Source organism: Microbacterium sp. NPDC055903, from assembly GCF_053615555.1.
In genome coordinates, this window is sequence record NZ_JBSHCA010000001.1 from 1,673,375 (window position 1) to 1,693,561 (window position 20,187).

Consider the following 20,187-nt stretch of genomic DNA (forward strand, 5'->3'; position numbering starts at 1 on the left):
GTGGATGCTGGTTGACGCTCCATCCGCCCCGCCGGTACAATACTGTGACCGGTCACAGTGACACTCGAGAAGGTACCCGTGAGCAACGAAGCCCCTGTCTTCACCCCTGAGGTGGAGGCCGCCATCGCCACCGTCCGCGCCGACGTCGCCCGCCTGCACGGCGAGCTGGTGCGCTACAACCTCATCGTCTGGACCGGCGGCAACGTCTCCGGTCGTGTGCCGGGTGCCGACCTCTTCGTCATCAAGCCCTCCGGCGTGAGCTACGACGACCTGACGGCCGACAACATGATCCTCTGCGATCTCGACGGCAACGTCATTCCAGGCACGGCGGGCAGCGAGCGCTCACCGTCGAGCGACACGGCGGCGCACGCCTACGTCTACCGTCACATGCCAGAGGTCGGCGGCGTCGTGCACACCCACTCCGATTACGCGGTCGCCTGGGCGGCTCGCGGCGAGGAGATCCCCTGCGTGATCACCGCGATGGCCGACGAGTTCGGCGGGCCCATCCCGGTCGGCCCGTTCGCCATCATCGGCGACGACTCGATCGGCCGCGGCATCGTCGAGACGCTGACGGGCCACCGCAGCCGCGCTGTGCTCATGCAGAATCACGGCCCCTTCACGATCGGCGTGGACGCCAAGGATGCTGTGAAGGCGGCCGTCATGGTCGAGGACGTCGCCCGCACCGTGCACCTCGCCCAGCAGGCAGGGCCGGTCATCCCGATTCCGCAGGAGGCCATCGACAGCCTCTACAACCGCTACCAGAACGTCTACGGACAGAACTCGGACGCCCGCCGATGAGCGCTTCGACAGGCTCAGCGAGCGAGGAGCGGACGGGCGCGGCATCCACCGCACGCGAAGACATCCTCGCCGGCCGCACGAGCCTCGGCATCGAGTTCGGCTCCACGCGCATCAAGGCGTGCCTGATCGGATCCGACGCCTCTGACGTGCTCGCGACCGGCTCCTTCTCGTGGGAGAACCGGCTCGAGGACGGCCTCTGGACCTACGGCCTCGATGAGGTCTGGCAGGGGCTGCAGACCGCGTTCGCCGCGCTCGTCACGGATGCCGAGGAACGGCACGGCGTGCGACCTGCGACCTTCGGCGCGATCGGCGTCTCGGCGATGATGCACGGCTATCTGGCCTTCGACGCCACGGGCGAGCAGCTCGTTCCGTTCCGCACCTGGCGCAACACGAACACCGGCGTCGCGGCGGCCGAACTCACCGAGCTGCTCGGCGTGAACATCCCGCTCCGCTGGTCGATCGCGCACCTGCACCAGGCGGTCGTCGATGCCGAGCCGCACGTTCCGCAGCTCGACTTCGTGACGACGCTGGCCGGCTACGTGCACTGGCGCCTGACCGGCGAGCGGGTGCTCGGCGTCGGCGACGCCTCCGGGATGTTCCCGATCGACTCGGCGACGGGCGACTACGACGCGCGGATGCTCGGGGCCTATGACACGCTCGCGGGCGGCCGGCTCCCCGCATCCGTCTCCGCGCTGTTCCCCGCCGTGCTGTCGGCGGGCGCCGCCGCCGGGGCGCTCACCCCCGAGGGTGCTCTGCTGCTCGACCCGACGGGGACGATGCCGGCCGGCATCCCGCTCTGCCCGCCGGAGGGCGACGCCGGAACCGGCATGGTCGCGACGAACTCCGTCGCACCGCGCACCGGCAACGTGAGCGCCGGCACGAGCATCTTCGCGATGGTCGTGCTCGAGCACCCCCTCACCGAGGTGCACCACGAGCTCGACCTCGTGACGACCCCGGCGGGCGACGCCGTCGCGATGGTGCACTGCAACAACGGCGCCTCCGAGCTCGCCGCCTGGGCGGGGCTGTTCACCCGGTTCTCCGCCGCGGCTGGCCGGCCGCTGGACGACGACGCCGTCTTCGACGCCCTCTTCCGCGAGGCGCTGGAGGGCGAAGCGGATGCCGGGGGCCTCATCGCCTACAACCACCTCGCCGGCGAGCCCATCGCCGGTCTCACCGAGGGGCGCCCGCTGTTCGTCCGCACTCCTGACAGCGCCTTCACCCTCGCGAACTTCATGCGGGCGCAGCTCTACGGCGTGTTCGGCACGCTGGCGCTCGGCATGCAGGTGCTCGCCGCCGAGGGCGTGCAGCTGGATCGGATGTTCGCGCACGGCGGCATGTTCCGCACCGCCGGCGTCGCCCAGCGCTTCCTCGCCGGTGCCCTGGACGCACCCGTCGCCGTCGGCGACCTCGCGAGCGAGGGCGGGGCGTGGGGCATCGCGGTGCTCGCCTCCTACCTCGGTCGCGACGAGACACTGGGCGAGTACCTCGCCGAGCAGGTCTTCGCCACGGCATCCCTCGCCACCGCAGACCCCGACCCGGCGGACGTCGCCGGCTTCTCCTCCTACCTCACCCGCTACCGCGCAGGTCTCGCCATCGAGGCCGCCGCGACCACCGCCCTCTCTTGAACCCGCAACACCACGCCGAAACCGCTGCGACATCGCAGCGTTTCGGCGTGGTGTTGCGGGCTCGGGATGAAGAAAGGAAAGACATCCATGGCTAAGCTCACCACCTCCCTCGACGGCTACGAGGTCTGGTTCCTCACCGGCAGCCAGCACCTGTACGGCCCCGAGACGCTCGCGCAGGTCGCCGAGCAGTCCCAGGAGATCGCGCGCCTGCTGGACGAGGCGGGCGACGTGCCCGTGAGGATCGTCTGGAAGCCGGTGCTCACCGACGCCGCCGCCATCAAGCGCACAGCTCTCGAGGCGAACGCCGATGAGAAGGTCATCGGCTTGGTCGCCTGGATGCACACCTTCAGTCCGGCGAAGATGTGGATCGCGGGTCTCGACGCGCTGCAGAAGCCTCTCGCGCACCTGCACACCCAGGCGAACGTCGAGCTGCCGTGGGCCGACATCGACTTCGACTTCATGAACCTCAACCAGGCCGCGCACGGCGACCGGGAGTTCGGCTACATCCAGACCCGCCTCGGCGTCCCGCGCAAGACGATCGTCGGCCACGCCTCCGACCCGCGCGTGCAGCGCGAGCTCGGCACCTGGCAGCGCGCGGCCGCAGGCCTCGCGGCATCCCGCGACCTCAAGCTCGCCCGCTTCGGCGACAACATGCGCTTCGTCGCCGTCACCGAGGGCGACAAGACCGAGGCCGAGCTGCGCTTCGGCGTGCAGGTGAACACCTGGGGCGTGAACGAGCTGGCGGATGCGGTCGCTGCGGCATCCGAGGAGGCCATTGACGCGCTGGTCGCCGAGTACGAGGAGCTCTACGAGGTCGTCCCCGAGCTGCGCAAGGGCGGAGAACGCCACCAGTCGCTGCGCGACGGCGCCGCGATCGAGATCGGTCTGCGCTCCTTCCTCGAGGAAGGCGGCTTCGGCGCCTTCACGACCTCCTTCGAGGACCTCGGCGCGCTGAAGCAGCTGCCTGGCCTCGCCGTGCAGCGCCTCATGGCGGAGGGATACGGCTTCGGCGCCGAGGGCGACTGGAAGACCGCCGTCCTCGTGCGCATCGCGAACGTCATGGGTGCCGGCCTCCCCGGGGGTGCCAGCCTCATGGAGGACTACACCTACGACATGACGCCGGGCGATGAGCTCATCCTCGGCGCGCACATGCTCGAGGTCTCCCCGTCGCTCACGACGGCGAAGCCCACGCTGGAGATCCACCCGCTCGGCATCGGCGGCAAGGACGACCCGGTCCGTCTCGTCTTCACCGCGGATGCCGGCCCCGCCGTCGTCGTGGCGCTCAGCGACATGCGCGACCGCTTCCGCCTCACCGCGAACGTCGTCGAGAACGTCGAGCCGCGCGCGGCGCTGCCGAACCTGCCGGTGGGACGTGCGGTCTGGAAGCCCGCGCCGGACTTCACCACCAGCGCTGCGGCGTGGCTGACCGCCGGTGCCGCGCACCACACCGTCATGTCGACGGCCGTGGGGCTTGAGGCCTTCCGCGACTTCGCCGAGATGGCCGAGGTCGAGCTGCTCGTCATCGACGAGGACACCACGCTCGTCGAGTTCCAGAAGCAGGTCCGTTGGAACCAGGCCTACTACCGCCTGGCCCAGGGCCTCTGACCCCGATCGACTCCTTCCGCTGTGCGGGAGAGCAAGGAGCATCCATGACTACTCCGGTTTCGGGTCGACAGCTGACGATCGCGGCGCACGGGTACCGCGCGGTCGTCGCCAGCGTCGGGGCATCCCTGCGCGTCCTGCAGTTCGAAGGGCGCGACCTCGTCGTCCCCTTCGATGAGGACGAGGTGCGGCCCGGCTACCGCGGCGCGACGCTCGCGCCGTGGCCGAACCGCATCGTCGACGGCCGATACTCCTTCGGCGGCGCGGAGCACCAGCTGGCCCTGACCGAGCCCTCCCGCGGGCAGGCCCTGCACGGCCTGCTGGCGTGGGCGGACTTCTCCGACCGGATCGTCGAGGCGGATCGGGTCGTGCTCGCGGCCGTCATCGAGCCGCAGTCGGGATACCCCTTCCGCATCGAGGTCGAGACGGAGTACCGCGTCGACGCCGAGGGGCTCTCGCAGACCGTCACGGCGCGGAACCTCGGCGCGGATGCCGCGCCGTGGGGCACCGGACCGCATCCGTATCTCGTGGCCGGTGACGGTCACGTGGACGACTGGACGCTCGCCCTCCCGGCATCCGAGGTGCTCACCGTGACGCCGGATCGCCTGAGCCCCGTGGCCGTCGAGCCCGTGTCGGAGCATGCGGAATGGGACTTCCGCTCGCCGAGGACGATCGGTGACGTCTTCATCGATCACGCCTTCACGGCGTTGGATCGGACGGACGGCGTCGCCGAGGTGCGGCTCACCACGGCTGGCGGAACCGGTGTCGCGATGAGCTGGGACGGGCGCTGCCCCTGGATGCAGGTGCACACGGCCGACAACCCAGGCCAGGATGAGATCCACCGGATCGGGTTGGCCGTCGAGCCGATGACCTGCCCGCCGGATGCCTTCAACTCCGGCACGGACCTGGTGGTGCTGGAACCCGGTGCTGTGCACGCGGCATCCTGGAGCATCCGGGCGATCTGAGCAGGCGAGGGCGTTCGGCCGTCGCTCCGCGGGCACGGGTGTCGCCTCCTCGCTCTACGATGAGACCGTGACGAACGAGACTCCGGAATCCCCGCTCGCCTCCAACGCCGGGCAGCACGCCTTCGGTGCGACCTTCTCCTCCGCGCGCGTGTCCGGAGAGCAAGAGCCTGCGGCCGCGGCGACGTCGGTCCCGGTGGCTCCTGACGCCGTCGCGACCCCGGATGCCGCAGAAGCGAGCGGCTCCGCGTCCAGCGCTGCCCCGGCGGTGGCTCCGGAGACGACCGGACAGGTCCCGGATGCCGCGCAGCCGTCCGCCCCGTCGGTCCTTGATGCCGCAGCCGCTCCGGACTCCGTGCCTGCCCCCGAGGTGGTACAGCCCGCTCCGGAGGTGGTGCAGCCCGCGCCCGAGGTCACCGCGCCCGCAGCCTTCACCGCGCCCGGCGGGTACCCCGCGGGCGAGGCAGCCGTCGCCTACCACGCCGACCCGTCCGCCGTCGGCCACCCGGCGCAGCCTGCTACCGGCTACCCCGGCGCGCAGCCAGAGCCACAGTACGCCGCGACGGCGGCTTATCCCGGCACCGCAGGTTACCCCGGCGCCGCCGGCTATCCCGGGCCGGAGACCGCGGCGTATCCGACCGGTGCGTACGACCCGAATGCCGGACAGTACCCCGCTCCCGCGCCGAGCAAGCCGATCTCCAAGGGCCTCATCTGGGGTCTCGTCGGCGGAGGCGCGGCGCTGATCCTGCTCATCGTCGCTGCGATCGCCGTGCCGCTCGCCCTGCGCGGGCCGCAGGTGACCGCCGGTGACGCCGTCGAGAGCTACCTCACCGCCCTGCAGGACGGCGACGCCGAGGCAGCGCTGGAGTACGTCGACTCCTACGGGAACACGGATCTGCTCACCGATGAGGTGCTGCAGGCATCCCTCGATCTCGCCCCGATCTCTGACATCGTGATCGGAGAGTTCGACGAGGACCGCTACAGCGCCACCGTCCCGGTCACCTTCTCGCTCGGCGGGCAGCCGATCGAGCGCGAGTTCGACGTCTACAAGTACGACGACGACTGGGTGATCGTCGACGCCGTCGTCTCGGTCTACACGGTCAGCGGCTTCGAGGGTCTCGGCCTCACCGTGAACGGCGCCGAGCCGCCGGCCGACGAGGGCTTCGACGTCTTCCCCGGCACGTATGCCTTCGAGCTCGCCAGCGACGCCTTCGCCCTCGAGGGCGGTGAGCCCGTCGTCACGATCGCCGATGCCGACGACGCCGAGGAGCTCTGGGAGCTCAGCCCCGTGCTCAGCGAGAGCGGCAGCGCCACCTTCAAGACGCTCGTCACCGACGCGATCAACGAGTGCGTGGCGATGAAGACGCTGTCCACTCCGTGCGGCTGGGACATCTCGGACATCGACCTCTCGGGTGCGACCCCCATCGAGGGGACCGTCACCCGCACGCTCACCGATGACGGCGCGGCGACCCTCGCCGACCTGACCCCCGAGTACTACTCCGGCACCACGGTCACGAGCTACGACTCGATCTCTGTCGACATGACGCTCGAGGGCGAGTCCGACGGACAGCGCGCCACCTACGAGGTCTGGTGGGGCGGTTACATGGGCACCCCGGTGGTGGACTTCAGCACCGAGACGCCCACGCTCACCTGGGAGTGACCGAGCGAGGGGGTGGATGCTTCGGGCATCCGCCCCCTCGTCGTCAGGCCAGGGCCGCGAGCAGCGCCGCAGCCGCGGATGCCGACGACTGCGGGTTCTGTCCTGTGATGAGCAGGCCATCGGTGACCACGTGGTCGCTCCACGGCTCGGAGATGTCGAGCTGCGCCCCCTGAGCGCGCAGGGCGGATTCCAGGAGGAACGGGGCGCGGTCCGCGAGGCCGCCGATGCGCTCCTCCTCATCGGTGAACGCGGTGATGCGTCGACCGGCGACGAGCGGTGCGCCATCCGCGGTGCGCGCCGCCAGCAGTGCGGCCAGGCCGTGGCAGACTGCGGCGAGCGGACGGCCCGCGGCGACCGTCGCGGTGATCAGCGCGCCGGATGCCGTGTCGGTCGCCAAATCCTGCATGGGGCCGTGCCCGCCCGGGTAGTACACCGCGTCGAAGGCATCCGGCTCGACCTCGGCGAGCACACGGGGCGCGGCGAGGCCGGGGATCGCCGCGATCGCCTCTGTATCGCCATCCTGCAGGCTCCCGGCGTCGACGACGGGTGACGCCCCTCCCGGCGTCGCGAAGACGACCTCGTGGCCGGCCTGCGTGAGCACGCGGTACGGGGTGAGCAGCTCTTCGGCCCAGAAGCCGGTGGGGTGCTCCGTGCCATCGGTGAGCGTCCAGGTGCGGGCGCCGGTGACGACGAAGAGGACAGTGGACATGAGAGGACTCCTTGATCTCGGCGGCGGATGCCGCGGGCGTGCGCTGCTCAGGACAACGGGGTGCAAAGTGAAGAGATTCCGATAGATTCGCGATATGAACGATCGGATTTCCGATGGCTTGGCGGACCTCGCACTCTGGCGCACCTTCCTCGCCGTGCATCGCGCGGGCTCGGTCTCGGCCGCGGCCAGGGTCCTCGGCATCGCGCAGCCGACCGTGACCGGCCACCTCCAGGCGCTCGAGCGCTCGGTGGGCGAGACGCTCTTCGTCCGTGGCGCGCGCGGGGTGACGGCGACCGCGCGCGCGGATGAGCTCGCCGCGCGGCTGTCGGCGCCCTTCGAGCAACTGGCGGCGGCCCTCGGCGGAACAGGGGCCGCGATGCCGGTGGAGCCCGTGCGGATCGGCGCGGCCGCCGAGTTCACCGCATCCGTCGTGATGCCCGCTGTCGCGCCCCTGGTCGCCGCAGGGCTCAGAGTGCAGGCGACAACAGGGCTCGCCGACGAGCTCCTCGCCGCGCTGCGCGAAGGCCGGCTCGATCTGGTGGTCTCCTCGGTCCGTCCGCGCGGGCGGATGCTCGCATCCGCAGGCCTCGTCGACGAGGAGTTCGTGCTGGTGGCCTCGCCGCGCCTGGGCATCGACCCGGCTGATGTCGCGCGGCAGGGACCGGATGCGCTGGAGCGGCATCCGCTGCTCGCCTATGCGCAGGACGTCCCGATTCTGCGCCGGTACTGGCGACACGTCTTCGGCACGAGGCTCGAGCGCCGCCCCGAGCTGGTCGTCCCCGATCTCCGAGCGCTCGCCGCGGCATCCGTCGCCGGAGCAGGGGTGACCGTGCTGCCGACCTACCTCATCGCAGACGAGCTCGCCGAAGGCAGGCTGGTCCCGCTGATCGAGACGGATGATCCGCCCATCAACACGCTCTTCCTCGTGCGGCGCCCCGGCGCCCCGACGGCCGTGGACCTCGTCGAGTCGGCGCTCCGGAACGCCGTGGAGTGACGGTCAGCGGGCAAGCCAACCCCGAAGCGCCCTGGTGACCCACGGCAGCACCCAATAGGTCATCACGGGCGTGAGCACGAGCGTCGTGGCGAGGACGCGCAGCCAGATCGGCAGGTCTCCCCAGCCGGGGATGGGCGCCGTCAGATACGTGAACAGGAGGTTGACCGGGAAGAACCCGAGCCAGATCGTCACCGCCTGCTTCCACCGCGGTGGGGCGGGAGCGGGAGCGTCCTCGGCGATCACCGCCACGGAGCCGGTGGCCGGCTCCCCGAACCATCCCTCGATGCCGGTGCGGCGGCGAGTGCGCTCGCTGCGCACGAACCCCTCGCCCATCGACAGCCACCACGCCCGCTCTGACGAGTTCTCCCAGGCGTCTAGGGTGGCATCGCTCGCGAAGCGGTAGAGCATGTGCCAGACGTGAGAGCTCTCGCCGGCCCTGATCCAGCCGGAGCCGAGGAAGCCGGGGTACTTGTTCGCGAGGTTCACCCCCGTCTGCACCCAAGCGGTCGCCTCGGCGATGCGCGCGGGGTCGACCTCTCGGCGGATGGACACGGTGACGGGTTCGCTGGACATGGTGGCCCCTCGGTGGTTCGGATGCTTGTGGCGCATCCGAGTGTAGGCCGCCGATGTTTCTCCCGTGCTACGGATGTTCTCCTTCCGAGTGCGTAGGTGCTACAGCGGCACGACGAGCGGCGTCCCGGTGTGCGGATCGGGGATGACCGTGCATTCCAGACCGAACACCTCCTCGACCCGCGCGGCGGTGACGATGTCCGACGGGCTCCCCGTTGCCACGATCCTCCCGTCGCGCATCATCACCATGTGGTCGGCGAAACGGGCCGCCTGATTCAGATCGTGCAGCACTGCCACGACGGTCCGTCCCTCCCCGTGCAGGGCGCGGAAGAGCTTGAGCAGGTCGTACTGGTGCGCGATGTCGAGGAAGGTGGTCGGCTCGTCGAGCAGCATGGTCGGCGTCTCCTGCGCCAGCAGCATCGCAACCCAGACGCGCTGACGTTGCCCGCCGGAGAGCTCGTCGACGAGGCGTCCGGCGAGCTCGGTCGTCCCCGTCGCCTCGAGGGCCGCGGCGACGGCGAGCTGATCCTCGCGCGACCACTGACGAAGGATCGTCTGATGCGGATGGCGGCCACGCGCCACGAGATCGGAGACGCGGATGCCGTCCGGGGCGATCGACGTCTGCGGCAGCAGCCCCAGCTCCTGCGCGATCCGCTTGGTCGGCAGCTCCGAGATCGCGCGGCCGTCCAGCAGCATCCGCCCTTCTCTGGGGCGAAGCAGGCGCGCGAAGGCGCGCAGCAGCGTGGACTTGCCGCAGGCGTTCGGGCCCACGATCACGGTGAACGAGCCTGCCGGGATCCGCACGTCGAGGTGTTCGGAGACGACACGACCGTCGTAACCGATGGCGAGGTCCTGGGCCTCGAGCCGCGCGGTGACGGGCGGGGCGGTGAGAGCGGTCGTCGGGGTGGGTTCGGAGGAGGTCATCGTCTTCTCGCTTCCTGGATGAGCAGCCAGACCAGGTACACGCCGCCGAGGCAGACGGTGACGATGCCGACCGGGAGCTGGGTGGGGGCGAACAGGCGCTGCGCGAGCAGGTCGCTGGCGACGAGCAGCAGGGCGCCGACCGCTGCGGAGGCGGTGAGCGTGACGCTCGCCGAGCCGGTCAGACGGCGCGCGATCTGCGGAGCCGCCAGGGAGATGAAGGCGATCGGCCCCGCCATCGCGGTCACCGCGGCCGTCAACCCGACGCCGAGCACGATGAGCGCCAGCCGCACGCGTCCGGTGCGGACGCCGAGCGCGGATGCGGTGTCGTCTCCGAGCTCGAGAAGGTGCATCCGGTCGGCCAGCAGGCCGACCGCGACGGCCAGCGGGAGGATGATCGCGCTCGCGATGGCCACCTGGTCGGCGGTGACGAGATTCAGCGAGCCCGCGCCCCAGGCGCTGGCGAGGAGGGCGATGTTGAGCTCGGCGTTGAGGATGATCCAGGTGTTCACCGATGCCAGCATCGACGCGACCGCGATCCCGACGATGATCAGCCGGAACCCCTGGAACCCGCGGCGGAAGGCCAGCAAGTACACGAGCAGGGCCGTCGTCGCGCCTCCCGCGAGGGCGCCGACGGCTGTGGTCGCCGTGCCGGCGCTCACCATCGTGATCATCAGCAGAGCGCCGGTGTATGCGCCGGCGTCGAAGCCGATCACGTCGGGGCTGCCGAGCGGATTGCGCGTGAGCGACTGGAAGACGGCCCCGCCGATGCCCAGCGCAGCTCCGAAAACCACCCCGGCGAGCACCCGGGGCAGACGCCACTCCAGGATGACGAGCTCGGCCTTGGGGTCGCCGAAGCCGAGGAGGGTTAGCACCACCTCGCCGGGCGAGAACGTCGAGTCGCCCTGAGCGAGCGCGAAGACACCGACGACGACCGCGCCGAGCACTGCCGAGAGCGTCACGATCGTCGCGCGCACGCCGATCCTGCGCGAGAAGAGGGGATGCCGGGGTGCGAGGATGCGTCGGCCGGCATCCACCGCGGGCAGCGGCCCGCTCACAGTCCGCTCGCCTTCCGGCGGCGCACGAGGAGGATGAGCACGGGCGCTCCGATCAGGGCGGTGACGATGGACACCGGAAGCTCGCCGGAGCGCAGCACGACGCGGCCGACGACGTCGGAGGTGAGCAGCAGCAGCGGCGCGGCGAGGACCGTGCCGAGCAGGATCCAGCCCTGATGTGGACCGACGAACCAGCGCACCGCGTGCGGCACCATGAGCCCGACGAACGCGATCGGCCCGGCCGCCGCGGTGGCGGCGCCGCAGAGCAGGGTGACGGCGACGATGGAGAGCACACGGGTGAGGACGACTCGAGAGCCGAGGGCGGTGGCCAGATCGTCCCCCAGGGCCAGCGCGTTCAAGGAGGGGGCGAGGCAGAACGCCAGGACGAGGCCCGCGGCGAGGAACGGCAGCACCGTGTAGACGTCGGGGGTGAGGGAGGTCAGCGAGCCGGCGCTCCACGTGCGCATCGAGTCGAACGCCTTGGGGTTCAAGAGCCCGATCGCAGAGACGACACCGCCCATCACCGCCCCCAGGGCGACACCGGAGAGCGTCATCCGCATCGGGTCTGGCGCGCTTCGTCCCGCCGAGCCGATGAGGTACACGAGCACCGTGGCGGCGACCGCCCCGGCGAACGCGAACCAGATGTAGCCGCTCGCGGCCTGCAGGCCGAAGAAGCCGACGCCGATCGCGATGCCGAGGCTCGCGCCCGCGTTGACGCCGAGGATGCCCGGATCGGCGAGCGGGTTGCGCGTGAAGCCCTGGATGAGCGCGCCGGCGATGCCGAGCGCGGCGCCCACCGCCAGGCCGACGACCGTGCGGGGGATGCGCATGCCGAGCATGATGGCTCCGGCATCCCCTTCGCCGGTCGTCAGCCCGAGCCAGGCGTCCCCTGGCGCCAGGCGCTGCGAGCCCAGGAAGACGCTGGCGACGCAGGCGAGCGCGAGGGCGACGGCGAGCGCCGCGACGACCAGGCCTCGGCGCGTGGCCGAGACCCGGACGGCGGTCTCCTCTTCGACGGTGAGGGTCATGAGCGGATGCGGGTCACAGGCCGAGCTTCTCCAGCTCGCGCTCGTACTCGTCCTCGATGTCCTCCTCCGGCCGCGAGGAGTCGTCCCACATCGCCATCAGGCGCGCATGGGTGTCCTCGTCGAGGGCGTCGTACTTCTCCCGCCATGCCTCGGCGTTCTCGGTCCAGTAGCCGATGACCTTGTACGCCGTGGAGGGGAGCTTCAGCTCATGGCGCAGATGCCTGCGCACGCCGCGGGTCGCCTTGGTCTCGCCGGCGACCCAGACGTAGCCCGGCCCCTCCGGCAGCTCGGCCGCACGGAGGATCTCCTCGATCCGCGTGGGGCCGTGGCCGTTCCCGCCGTGCACCCAGTGCAGCTCGACGCCCTCCGCGACCTCGATGGGCAGCTCGTCCTCGGCGGAGGCGACCTCGATCACCACGCGGGTGCGGACGCCGGCCGGCGCGGTCTCTGCCAGGCGCGCAGCGGCGGGCAGGCCGGTGGCATCCGCGATGAGCAGCTGCCACCGGATCCCCTCCTGCGGCGCATAGAGACCCTTGGGGGTGTTGACGCCCACGACGTCGCCCCGCTGCGCTCGCAGCGCCCAGGCCGCAGCCACCCCGCCGTCGTGCACGACGAAGTCGATGGTCAGCTCGTTCGCGGCAGCATCCCATTCCCGCACCGTGTAGGTGCGCATGGGCGCCGGCTCGACGCCGTCGGGGAAGTCCCAGTAGCCGTCCTCCGTGGGGAACGGCAGGTTCGGCTCCGACTGGCCCTCCTGGGGGAAGAACACCCGGAAGTACTCGTCGCCGACTCCCGTCGAGACGAAGCCGTCGAGCCCCTCGCCGCCGAAGACGACGCGGACCATGCCGGGGCTCAGCCGCTCGACACGGCGCGCGACGATGCGGTGGATGAGATTGACGTCGGTCATCCGAGCAGCGCCTCCTCGACGACGGTGAGGAAGGCGTCCTGGCCGCTGGGCGATCCGTAGAGCATCTCGTAGTTGTACGAGTAGTACTCCCCGTCCTTCACGAACGACAGGTTCTGCCACAGCGCGTTCTGCTGCAGGGCCTCATCGTCCTCGACCCAGACGGTGCCGTCCTCGTTGGCGCTCGTGAACACGACGTCGATGCCGTCGAGCTGGCCGACCTGCTCCGGGCTCAGCTCGGCGTACTCGTCGCTGGCGGGCAGCCCCTCCTCCGTCGCGTTCATGAGCGGGGACATCTCCAGGCCGAGGTCGGCGAACACGAGGCAGGGCACGCCGTAGCAGGACGTCGTCACCTGACCCTCCCAGTAGCCGACGTCCGCGACCACGGGGTGGATGTCGGCGGCATCCAGTCGCTCGCGGATGTCCGCGACGCGCGCCTCGTACTGATCGACCCATGCCTGCCACTGCTCCTCGCGGCCGAGGTCCTTCGCCGCCTGGGCGACGACGTCGCGCCAGTCGCCGCCGTCGAAGGCGTTGTAGGTGTAGGTCGGTGCGATCTTCTGGAGCTGCCCGTCGAGGTCGGCCTCGTAACCGAGGCCGTTGAGGATGAAGTCCGGCTCCGCCTCGAGCACGGCCTCGAGGTTGAACTCGGGGAAGTTGCCGAAGGTCTCCAGGCCCTCGAGCTCCTCCTGCGGGAAGAAGTCGGGGAAGGCGGTGAAGTCATCGCGGATCGGCTGTGTGCCTGCGAGGTCGAAGCCCAGCGTGATGAGGATGTCGAGGTCGGTGGTGTAGAAGCCGAGTGCGGATTCCGGCTCAGCGGGCATCTCGATCTCGGTGCCCGTCGGGGTGGTGAGGGCGAGGGTGCCAGACCCTGCGTCGGTATCCGCATCCGCCGTTCCGGCGCAGGAGGCGAGGAGGATGCCGGACGCGAGGAGCGCGACGGCGGCGAGGGGCTTGGAGCGCATGGGAATGCCTTCCGGGAGAAAGATCGGGAACGCCAAGGAGCCAGAGTTAGGCATGGCTTACCTATTATGAGACGCCTCGATATCGAGAACCGGACGGACCATGTCGCCTTCAGGCCGAATTGCGCTCCGCGGGCGTCCGGGAGGAGGCGAACTCCCCTGGCGTGCGCCCGAGTTCGCGTCGGAAGGCCTGCACGAAGGCGCTGGGCGTCGCATAACCCGAACGGCGGCTCACGCTCGCCACCGTGTGATCAGCGGCGAGCCACTCGATCGCCCGGCGCATCCTCGCCCTGGTCCGCCAGGCGGAGAAGCTCATGCCCGTCTCCGCGACGAACAGGCGGGAGAGATTGCGACCGCTCGCTCCCACGCGGTGGCCCCAGTCATCGATCGAGCTGTCGTCCGCAGGGTCGGCGAGGAGCGCCTCGGCGACCCTGCGGGTGCGGGTGTCCTGGGGGAGCGGCAGGTCGACGGTCGCCGACTCGACGGGCTCGAGCAGGCTCAGCGCGAACTCCTCCGCATGTCGGCGGGGTGCCTGCGCGAGGTACGGCGCCGCCTCGAGTCGGTCCAGCACGGTGCGCAGAACCTCCGGCATGGCCACGGCCGTCGTCATGCCCGTCGTCTCGACGGCGTCCGCATCGACGTAGGAGCAGCGGAACCGCGTCCCGGCCGCGGCCGCCACGCGGTGGGTGATCCCGGCCGGTATCCAGAGGCCGAGGGTGCCGGGGATCGCGAAGTAGCCGTCGTCGGTCTCGGCGGTGAGGGCTCCGCGTGCGCCCCAGAGGAGCTCGTGATGCTCGGGGTGGGCGTGCGCCTCCCATTCGACGCGGTCGTCCAGCTCGAAGGTCTGGGTGCCGATCCGCCAGATCGGCTCCTCGTCGTGTCCGATCAGCGACATCATCTGTCTGCCTATCGTCTTGAAGTCATGGTTAGGTGACCCTAAGCTACCATCTCGTGTCTCTCCCTGTCTCCGCCGGGGCGCGCGGTCGCCGAGGTCGGCTCGCGCTCGCATCCCTGGGCTTCTCCCTGCATCAGGCCTGCGAGGCCGCCGTGCCGATCACCGTCGGCATCGTGATCGACATCGCGATCGTCGGCAGCGACCCGATCGGCCTCGCTCTGGGCATCGGCCTGCTCACGCTGGTGTTCCTCGTCCTCATGAACTCCTGGCGGATGGGCGAGCTCGCCGCCATGGCCCTGTACACCGAGATGGACTACTCGCTCCGCAAGACTCTGCTCTCGCGGGTGCTCGATCCGCTCGGCACGGCGTCGCGCCGCGCAGGGCAGACGCTCTCGACGCTCACGAGCGATGTCGGCGAGGTGGCCTCCATCGCCTGGATCCTGGGGCGAGCGGTCGCCTTCGTCGTGGCGATCCTCGTCGCCGCCACCGGGCTCCTGCTCATCTCCGTGCCGCTGGGGATCGCGGTGCTCATCGTCGCGCCCGTGCTCGTTCTGGTGGTGCACGTGGTCACCGGGCCCCTGGAGCGCAGGACCGGCATCGAGCAGGCCGCGCTCGCCGACTCCTCCGCGGTCGCGGCCGACCTGTTGAGCGGCCTACGGACAGTCAAGGGGCTGCACGCCGAGGAGGAGGCATCCGCGCGCTTCCGGGGTGCGAACGCCGAGACACTGCGTGCCGCCTTGCGCACCGCGCGCGCCGAGGGCGCCTTCGCAGGGGTTACCACGCTGCTCTCCGGCATCTTCCTCGTCGTGCTCGCAGGGATGTCCGCGCAGGCCGCCCTGGACGGCGAGATCACCGCCGGCCAGCTCGTGAGCGTCGTCGGTCTCGCGCAGTTCCTGCAGTGGCCGCTCGCCTCGCTCGCCTTCGTCGGGCCGGAGCTCGCCAAGGTCAGAGCATCCCGCCGCCGCATCCTCGAGCTGGCGGATGCGGCGCCGGACGGTGCGGATGCGCCCGTGGCCGCTCCGCACGGAGCCGTGCGCATCGAAGGCATCCACGACGTCGACGGGCAGACGGTGGACATCGCGCCGGGGGAGCTCGTGGGGATCGAGGCCGACGAGGAGAGCGCGATCGCGCTCGGACGGCTTCTCGCCGGGCTCGGCACGCGGTCGCAGACCGTCGCGCTCATCGACGGCGAGCCGCTGCGGCGTCCACCGCTGGCGGGACGCGCGGTCGTCGTGTCCGCCCCGCATCAGGCCGCGCTGCTGACCGGGACGGTCGCGGACAACGTCGGCGCCGCCGACAGGGACGACATCGCCGAGACCGCGGCGCTCTCCGATGTGCTCGCGGTGGGAGGGTGGGCCCGCCCCGTCGGCGAGAGGGGGCGGATGCTCTCTGGCGGGCAGCGTCAGCGCGTCGCCCTCGCCAGGGCGCTCGCCTCGGACGCGCGCGTGCTCGTGCTCCGCGAACCGACGACGGCCATCGATGCGGCGACCGAGGTGAGGGTCGCGGCAGGCATCCGCGCCGCGAGGGCGGGGCGCACCACGATCCTGCTCACCCGCAGCCGGACGCTGCTCGCAGCCTGCGACAGGGTGATCACCGTGGACGCCCGCGACGACGCCGAGGAGGTCCTCGCATGAGCGAACCGCTGCGCACCGCGGACGGCCCGCGCACTCTCAAGGCTCTGGCGGCGCTCGTCGGCCGGCACAGGGGCGGATTCATCGTGGCCGTCGTGATCCTCGCGCTCGGCGCGGCGGCAGGCGTGGCGTCGCCGTTGATCCTCGGCGGAATCATCGACGCCGCCGTCGCGGGTGACGACGGCGGCATCCGCACGCTGCTGCTCGTCCTGCTCGCCGCCGTCGTCGTGCAGGCGGCGCTCGCCGCGGCGGCGCGCATCGCCGTGGCGGGAGTGGGGGAGCGGATCCTCGCGGCGCTACGCGAGCGTCTGGTCACGCACGTGCTCCGACTGCCGGAGCGGCGTGTGGAGGCGGCCGGCCGCGGCGAGGTCGTGGCCAGGGTCTCCGGCGACGTCGCCGTGGTCGGCGAGACGGTGTCCTCCGTCGTCCCGCAGGTGGCCGCTGCGGCGTTCGCGATCGCGGCCGCCGCAGTGGGCCTCGGGGCGATCGATCTGCGGCTGACGCTCGCGGCCTGCATCGCGATCCCTGTGCAGTGGCTCGCGCTGCGGACGCATCTGCGCCGCTCCATGCCGGTCTACCGCGCGTCGCGGGCCGCGGCGGGAGAGCGTTCGCAGCGGATGCTGGAGGGCATCGACGCGCGGGAGACCCTCACCGCCTTCGGCATCACCGAGCAGGTGGAGGCGCGCGTGGACGCCTCAGCGGTCGAGGCCGCCGAGCTGGGGATGACCGCGACGCGGCTCAGCACCCGGTTCTTCCGCTGGCTGAACGCCGCTGAGCTGTTCGGTGTCGCCGCCGTGCTCGTGGTGGGGTTCCTGCTCGTGGGCGGCGGCGCCGTCACGGTCGGGGCTGCGACGGCAGCGGCGCTGATGTTCCTCAACCTCTTCGGCCCGATGGGGCAGGTGCTGAACGGCTTCGACGACCTGCAGCGGGCCTCCGCGAGTCTGTCGCGACTGGTCGGCGTGCTCGACGAGCCGACGGAGGAGGCTGCCGCCGCGCCGGTCGCAGCCCACGGAGGCCACGGTGTCGAGGTCGTCATCGATGCCCTCTCGCACGCATACGCCGATGCGCCGGTGCTCTCGGAGGTGAGTCTGCGCGTCGCACCGGGGGAGCATGTCGCCGTCGTCGGCGCGAGCGGGGCGGGCAAGTCGACGCTCGCGGCCCTGGTGTGCGGAAGGCTGGCCGTCCAGGACGGGAGCATCGAGCTGCGGGGACCGCAGAGCGCACGCGTGGCGCTCGTGACCCAGGAGAACCACGTCTTCGCGGGCACCCTGGCCGCCGACCTGAGGTTCGCCGCCCCCGCGGCGACGGACGAGCAGCTGCGCGATGCGCTCGAGCTCGTGTCCGCGCACTGGGCGATGCGGCTCGACGGCGGGCTCGATGCGGCGATCGGCGCGGGTGGCGCCGAGCTCTCCGATGTCCAGCGCCAGCAGTTGGCCCTCGCCAGGGTGGCCCTCTTCGACCCCGATCTGCTCGTCCTGGACGAAGCGGCGTCCGAAGCGGGCAGCGCCGATGGCGACGCGCTCGACCGTGCGGCGCTGGCGCTCGCCGAGGGTCGTACGACGGTGACGATCGCGCATCGGCTTGAGCAGGCCTGCATCGCCGACCGGGTCGTCGTGATGGATGCCGGCCGCATCGTCGAGGAGGGCACCCACGCCCGACTCCTCGCGGCGGACGGCGAGTACGCCAGGCTCTGGACGCTCAGCGGTCACTGAACCCGGCCTGTCGCGGCGCGGGGAAGAGAAGACCCCCGCCGACCCGATTCGGCGGGGGTCTCGCGGTGTGGGAACCGCGAGCGGAGCCACTGGCTCACGCGGCGCGGAAAGCTTCCGACTACCCGATCCGGTCTGAGTTCTTCCGCGCAAGAGCAGTGTCACCCGTGAAGGTGTCCGGTTGGTGAACGAGGGGCGAAATCGGGAAGGCGTCCTCAACGCCCGCTGTCCGCCCGACGCCCGGGAATCCGTGCGATCACGGGAGCAAGGAGGCCGCGTGCGAGGCCGACGAGGCCGAAGGGCAGGAAGAACGCGAACAGGATGAGGACGATGCCGTACGCCGCACCGGTCGCGGCGGGGCTGATGCCGGAGGTGAAGGCGGGCACGTACTGGATGAACAGTGCCCCCAGCATCGCCCCCGGCACGGTGGCCAGCCCGCCGACGACGATGAGCGTGACGAACGAGATGGACAGCGTCAGGCCGAAGTTCTCCGGTCCGACGAACTCCAGCAGCAGCGCGTAGAGCCCGCCCGCGACGCCGGCGTAGCCCGCCGACAGGGCGAACAGCCGTGTCTTCGTCTGCCAGACGTCCACGCCGAGCGTCTCCGCGACGAGCTCGGCATCCCTGACGGCGATGAAGGAGCGCCCCAGTCGTCCTCTGGCCAGCCGCCTGGTCACGAGATAGGCGGCGACGGCGACGACCAGCGCGAGGTAGTACACCCACTGGTCCTGCGCCAGCGGCACCCAGGAGGGCGGATCGCCGTCGATCGCGATCCCCCTGCTGCCGTGGGTGATCGGTTCGAGTGCGCGGATGGCCGCGGGGGTGGCCATCGCGAGCGCGAGCGTCACGAGCCCCAGCTGCAGGCCCTTCAACCGCAGTGCGGGAAGGCCGATCAGGTAGCCGATGGCGAACGGCACGACGGCGGCGAGCAGCAGTGTCGCCGGATGCGGCACGCCCGCTTCGCCGCCGACGGCCACCGCGTAGGCACCGGCCGCGAAGAAGGCGGAGTGGCCGAGGGACACTTGTCCGCCGAAGCCGACGAGCAGGTTCAGCCCGAGCCCGACGATCGTCCACACCAGCACGAGGGTCACGGTCAGATTGATGTAGCTCGGATTCACCAGCGGCAGGGCGATGAGCCCCGCTGCACCGCCGACGAGCGCGCAGACGCGCAGCCAGACCGGCAGAGCGAGCTCCTGGCGCGGCCGTCGCAGCCATTCCGCGGCGGACGATCGCGTCCTCCGCGCTGCCATCAGGCTCCGGATCGGGGTGGTCGTCGTCATGCGCGCACCAGCTCTCGTCTTCCGAACATGCCGTGTGGTCGGATGAGCAGCACGACGACGATGATCAGCAGCGCGACCACCTGCTTGATCTCCGAGCCGATCGCCGGGATGTAGGTTCCCGCCAGGTTCTCGACCACGCCGACCAGCAGCCCGCCCACGATCGCGCCGATCGGCGATTCGAGCCCGCCGAGAGTCGCCGCGGCGAAGGCGTAGATCAGCACCGGTGCCATCATTCCGGGGTGCAGGAAGAGCTCTGGGGCGATGAGGGTGCCGGCCAGAGCGCCGACGGCGCCGGCGACGCCCCAGCCGATCGCCATCGTGCGCCCTGTCGAGATCCCGCTCAGCTCGGCGGATTCCGGTGCCGACACGGCGGCCCGCATCCGAAGCCCGGCGCGCGTGAAGCCGAGCACCGCCGCGAGGGCGAGCGCTGCCAGGAGCACGGTGATCAGGATGCCGATGTCCTGACGGGAGACGGCGATGCTCCCGAACGCGAGGGAGCCATCGCCGAACAGGGCGGGGACCTCCTTGGTCTGATACGTCCAGGCCCAGCCGATCAGGGCATTGATCGAGATCATCATGCCCAGCGTGACGATGATGAGCGGCAGATGCTGATGGCGGCGCACGAGCGGGCGCACGAGCATCCGCTCCACGCCCACCGACAGGGCGGCCAGCGCGGCCATGGAGATCGCCAGCGCCACCCAGATCGGCACGTCCCATGCCGTGAGCTGCCACGAGACGTATGCGCCGAGCAGGGCGAGCTCGCCCTGGGCGAAGTTGAGCGTGCGCGAGGCGCGGTAGACGAGCACGATCGCCAGCGCGAGCGCACCGTAGATCGCGCCGGTGGCCACGCCGTCGACGAGTTGCTGCAGGAACACGGCCCCT

General features: G+C 71.0%; 18 protein-coding genes. 8 read left to right on the top strand and 10 right to left on the bottom strand.

The features are described from left to right. Positions 1-78: 78 nt before the first annotated feature. The 5 genes from ACWGJP_RS07685 (at position 79) to ACWGJP_RS07705 (ending at position 6,647) form a co-directional block, all read left to right on the top strand. A complete protein-coding gene (locus ACWGJP_RS07685; protein ID WP_452329163.1) occupies positions 79-798 on the top strand; it encodes an L-ribulose-5-phosphate 4-epimerase in 720 nt (239 codons plus the stop codon). Beyond that, positions 795-2,423, top strand: a complete 1,629-nt coding sequence (locus ACWGJP_RS07690) for a xylulokinase (protein WP_452329164.1) — start codon at positions 795-797, stop codon at positions 2,421-2,423. Before ACWGJP_RS07685 ends, ACWGJP_RS07690 begins: the two co-directional genes overlap by 4 nt. Before the next feature lie 87 nt (positions 2,424-2,510). Then, entirely contained in the window at positions 2,511-4,028 is a 1,518-nt protein-coding gene (gene araA / locus ACWGJP_RS07695) for an L-arabinose isomerase (protein WP_452329165.1), read from the top strand. A gap of 44 nt (positions 4,029-4,072) precedes the next feature. After that, a complete protein-coding gene (locus tag ACWGJP_RS07700) occupies positions 4,073-4,990 on the top strand; it encodes an aldose 1-epimerase family protein (RefSeq protein ID WP_452329166.1) in 918 nt (305 codons plus the stop codon). A gap of 67 nt (positions 4,991-5,057) precedes the next feature. After that, on the top strand, positions 5,058-6,647 hold the full coding sequence (locus ACWGJP_RS07705) for a hypothetical protein (RefSeq protein ID WP_452329167.1): 1,590 nt from the start codon (positions 5,058-5,060) through the stop codon (positions 6,645-6,647). A gap of 43 nt (positions 6,648-6,690) precedes the next feature. Here ACWGJP_RS07705 and ACWGJP_RS07710 read toward each other — a convergent pair whose 3' ends face one another. Further along, complete coding sequence (locus ACWGJP_RS07710) at positions 6,691-7,356, bottom strand: type 1 glutamine amidotransferase domain-containing protein (RefSeq protein ID WP_452329168.1); 666 nt, start codon at positions 7,354-7,356, stop codon at positions 6,691-6,693. A gap of 94 nt (positions 7,357-7,450) precedes the next feature. On the opposite strand from ACWGJP_RS07710, the gene ACWGJP_RS07715 reads away from it, so the two are divergent. Beyond that, positions 7,451-8,350, top strand: coding sequence for a LysR family transcriptional regulator (locus ACWGJP_RS07715; protein ID WP_452329169.1), 900 nt, complete (start codon positions 7,451-7,453; stop codon positions 8,348-8,350). Positions 8,351-8,353: 3 nt separating this feature from the next. On the opposite strand, the gene ACWGJP_RS07720 is transcribed toward ACWGJP_RS07715, so the two are convergent. From ACWGJP_RS07720 to ACWGJP_RS07750, 7 genes are all read right to left on the bottom strand, one after another. Continuing rightward, the gene (locus ACWGJP_RS07720) at positions 8,354-8,923 is read right to left on the bottom strand and encodes an antibiotic biosynthesis monooxygenase (RefSeq protein WP_452329170.1); all 570 of its coding nucleotides are present in this window, start codon (positions 8,921-8,923) and stop codon (positions 8,354-8,356) included. Positions 8,924-9,022: 99 nt separating this feature from the next. Further along, positions 9,023-9,844: an ABC transporter ATP-binding protein gene (locus ACWGJP_RS07725; protein ID WP_452329171.1), complete on the bottom strand. Its 822-nt coding sequence runs from the start codon at positions 9,842-9,844 to the stop codon at positions 9,023-9,025. Beyond that, a complete protein-coding gene (locus ACWGJP_RS07730; protein WP_452329172.1) occupies positions 9,841-10,899 on the bottom strand; it encodes a FecCD family ABC transporter permease in 1,059 nt (352 codons plus the stop codon). Before ACWGJP_RS07730 ends, ACWGJP_RS07725 begins: the two co-directional genes overlap by 4 nt. Then, positions 10,896-11,924 carry a FecCD family ABC transporter permease gene (locus ACWGJP_RS07735; RefSeq protein WP_452329173.1) on the bottom strand — a complete coding sequence of 343 codons (1,029 nt, stop codon included), beginning with the start codon at positions 11,922-11,924 and terminating at the stop codon, positions 10,896-10,898. Before ACWGJP_RS07735 ends, ACWGJP_RS07730 begins: the two co-directional genes overlap by 4 nt. Positions 11,925-11,937: 13 nt before the next feature. Then, positions 11,938-12,831: a siderophore-interacting protein gene (locus ACWGJP_RS07740; protein ID WP_452329174.1), complete on the bottom strand. Its 894-nt coding sequence runs from the start codon at positions 12,829-12,831 to the stop codon at positions 11,938-11,940. Then, positions 12,828-13,793, bottom strand: a complete 966-nt coding sequence (locus ACWGJP_RS07745) for an ABC transporter substrate-binding protein (protein WP_452329175.1) — start codon at positions 13,791-13,793, stop codon at positions 12,828-12,830. The genes ACWGJP_RS07740 and ACWGJP_RS07745 overlap by 4 nt, the downstream gene beginning before the upstream one ends. Positions 13,794-13,902: 109 nt before the next feature. After that, complete coding sequence (locus tag ACWGJP_RS07750; RefSeq protein ID WP_452329176.1) at positions 13,903-14,688, bottom strand: helix-turn-helix domain-containing protein; 786 nt, start codon at positions 14,686-14,688, stop codon at positions 13,903-13,905. A 53-nt stretch (positions 14,689-14,741) separates the two neighbouring features. On the opposite strand from ACWGJP_RS07750, the gene ACWGJP_RS07755 reads away from it, so the two are divergent. Continuing rightward, complete coding sequence (locus tag ACWGJP_RS07755; protein ID WP_452329177.1) at positions 14,742-16,319, top strand: ABC transporter transmembrane domain-containing protein; 1,578 nt, start codon at positions 14,742-14,744, stop codon at positions 16,317-16,319. Beyond that, the gene (locus ACWGJP_RS07760; RefSeq protein WP_452329178.1) at positions 16,316-18,028 is read left to right on the top strand and encodes an ABC transporter ATP-binding protein; all 1,713 of its coding nucleotides are present in this window, start codon (positions 16,316-16,318) and stop codon (positions 18,026-18,028) included. The genes ACWGJP_RS07755 and ACWGJP_RS07760 overlap by 4 nt, the downstream gene beginning before the upstream one ends. Positions 18,029-18,240: 212 nt before the next feature. Here the strand turns inward: ACWGJP_RS07760 and ACWGJP_RS07765 are convergent, their stop codons facing one another. Together ACWGJP_RS07765 and ACWGJP_RS07770 are read right to left on the bottom strand one after the other, a co-directional pair. Beyond that, on the bottom strand, positions 18,241-19,305 hold the full coding sequence (locus ACWGJP_RS07765) for a branched-chain amino acid ABC transporter permease (protein WP_452329179.1): 1,065 nt from the start codon (positions 19,303-19,305) through the stop codon (positions 18,241-18,243). Then, positions 19,302-20,180: a branched-chain amino acid ABC transporter permease gene (locus ACWGJP_RS07770; protein ID WP_452329180.1), complete on the bottom strand. Its 879-nt coding sequence runs from the start codon at positions 20,178-20,180 to the stop codon at positions 19,302-19,304. Before ACWGJP_RS07770 ends, ACWGJP_RS07765 begins: the two co-directional genes overlap by 4 nt. Positions 20,181-20,187: the final 7 nt, after the last annotated feature.

Bases quoted from the DNA above. Each gene is read 5' to 3' on its own strand.
- ACWGJP_RS07690 (WP_452329164.1), top strand. From the start codon at position 795: ATGAGCGCTTCGACAGGCTCAGCGAGCGAGGAGCGGACGGGCGCGGCA.
- araA (WP_452329165.1), top strand. From the start codon at position 2,511: ATGGCTAAGCTCACCACCTCCCTCGACGGCTACGAGGTCTGGTTCCTC.
- ACWGJP_RS07700 (WP_452329166.1), top strand. From the start codon at position 4,073: ATGACTACTCCGGTTTCGGGTCGACAGCTGACGATCGCGGCGCACGGG.
- ACWGJP_RS07710 (WP_452329168.1), bottom strand. From the start codon at position 7,356: ATGTCCACTGTCCTCTTCGTCGTCACCGGCGCCCGCACCTGGACGCTC.
- ACWGJP_RS07715 (WP_452329169.1), top strand. From the start codon at position 7,451: ATGAACGATCGGATTTCCGATGGCTTGGCGGACCTCGCACTCTGGCGC.
- ACWGJP_RS07720 (WP_452329170.1), bottom strand. From the start codon at position 8,923: ATGTCCAGCGAACCCGTCACCGTGTCCATCCGCCGAGAGGTCGACCCC.
- ACWGJP_RS07725 (WP_452329171.1), bottom strand. From the start codon at position 9,844: ATGACCTCCTCCGAACCCACCCCGACGACCGCTCTCACCGCCCCGCCC.
- ACWGJP_RS07735 (WP_452329173.1), bottom strand. From the start codon at position 11,924: ATGACCCTCACCGTCGAAGAGGAGACCGCCGTCCGGGTCTCGGCCACG.
- ACWGJP_RS07740 (WP_452329174.1), bottom strand. From the start codon at position 12,831: ATGACCGACGTCAATCTCATCCACCGCATCGTCGCGCGCCGTGTCGAG.
- ACWGJP_RS07745 (WP_452329175.1), bottom strand. From the start codon at position 13,793: ATGCGCTCCAAGCCCCTCGCCGCCGTCGCGCTCCTCGCGTCCGGCATC.
- ACWGJP_RS07750 (WP_452329176.1), bottom strand. From the start codon at position 14,688: ATGATGTCGCTGATCGGACACGACGAGGAGCCGATCTGGCGGATCGGC.
- ACWGJP_RS07760 (WP_452329178.1), top strand. From the start codon at position 16,316: ATGAGCGAACCGCTGCGCACCGCGGACGGCCCGCGCACTCTCAAGGCT.
- ACWGJP_RS07765 (WP_452329179.1), bottom strand. From the start codon at position 19,305: ATGACGACGACCACCCCGATCCGGAGCCTGATGGCAGCGCGGAGGACG.